At 45.8% G+C, this 1,376-nt stretch carries 2 protein-coding genes and 1 pseudogene; all 3 read right to left on the reverse strand.

Features of this window, described 5'->3' with window-relative positions:
• The coding region (locus F6K38_RS42040) for a nucleotide-binding YajQ family protein (RefSeq protein WP_287360776.1) at positions 1–90 on the reverse strand (90 nt) is incomplete at its 3' end.
• Between the two features lie 528 nt (positions 91–618).
• Positions 619–840 (reverse strand): annotated as a pseudogene (locus F6K38_RS42045) (MAPEG family protein); the annotation flags it as partial.
• Positions 841–880: 40 nt separating this feature from the next.
• Positions 881–1,258 carry a hypothetical protein gene (locus tag F6K38_RS42050; protein ID WP_287360774.1) on the reverse strand — a complete coding sequence of 126 codons (378 nt, stop codon included), beginning with the start codon at positions 1,256–1,258 and terminating at the stop codon, positions 881–883.
• Positions 1,259–1,376: the final 118 nt, after the last annotated feature.

The raw sequence follows: 1,376 nt of genomic DNA on the forward strand, positions 1-1,376 counted from the left end.
TTTGATTTCACGAATAGTTTGATCCACAGCATTGACCAACTCTTGTCGATCAAAATCACTAACAATATCAAAAGAATAAGTACTAGCCATAATTAATAACGGTCAGCGGTAGGCCGTGAGCAATGGTGGCTCACTACGTGACATACTCCCGACGCTGACAAGCACGGTACAGCGCGGGCTTCTTACCAACACCATCCAACGATTCGGTTACTCGGTAAGCTTTATTAACGACACGGGATGCCCCTCCGCGCCGGAACAATACAACTCGTTCTATTTTTAGCTAGTAGGTGGCGGTTAGCTCTTAATTTGTTTTCCCTACTGTCCCTAGTATATCCCATTGGCAAGCTACGTTCCGACCCTTGCCCCGCGCTTTCCATACGACACTTACCCAATGAAGGTAAAGTGCGGGGCTTCTCGCGGTTTAGCTAACAGCTTAAAACCAAAATGGGAATTTGTTGCACCCTATACAAAATTTTTAAACCTATTGATATCAAGCCCGGTAGCATCAGTATTGGATAAGCCCATAGTCTTGGGGAGGTGGCTCAACCTGGTGGCTCTCAAGACAAATGACCAATAACTAAAACTATCAAGGCCCGAAGCAAGTGGACTTGATCTCGTCTAGCCACTGACGCTGCTTAGACTCAGAACAAACAGAGTACCACTGGAAAGAGAGCCGATGGCAAACATAAGCGATCGCCCCAAGGGAATATCGAGAATGTAAAACACCGAGTAGAAGACTCGGGCAATTACAAATGCGATCGCACAGCCGATGGCGAGGGTTGAATTCTGACCCGTAACATAGGCCATCAAAGCGGCTGCGCTAAATATAATAAAGGTTTGAACGCACCCCAGCTAAATTAAAAATTCTAGCTGGGGATTCTTATGCTAGGTTGGACTCAGATAGCTTCCATAAACTACTGAGCGTCACTGGCGTTCTCAGCGTGTGGGAGGAACTTCTGCCTTCCCAGACCCTAGTCAACTTGGCGTTAGTGAGCACGGCATACCAATATCTAGCGCCGATGTTGTAAGACGCAGATAAGTCGGCGTTGTAGCACTTGCCGTTCTTGAATCTGGCGAGGGAATACTTTTTTTTGCTACGGGAAATTAAGCCAGACCCATCAAAGCCATAAGCACTGGTGTATTTAGCGTTAACCTTGACGACAAACCCCCCTAACTCGCTAAATTTCTCGATAGCAAGTTCCACAATCCGGTCTTTACACCATTGGTGGAATCGTTGCTTTTGGACAGAGCCTCGCATTTAGACCCCTAAAAATAGGGATAAATCGGTATTTAATACCACAATTCGGACATTGACATTTTACTAGCGCTAGAGTATAATTGAAGTGTAGGATTCAGACCTAACTATGCCCAAGAAA

The sequence above is a fragment of the Moorena sp. SIO3B2 genome, assembly GCF_010692525.1.
In the GTDB taxonomy this organism is placed as follows: Bacteria; Cyanobacteriota; Cyanobacteriia; order Cyanobacteriales; family Coleofasciculaceae; genus Moorena; species Moorena producens.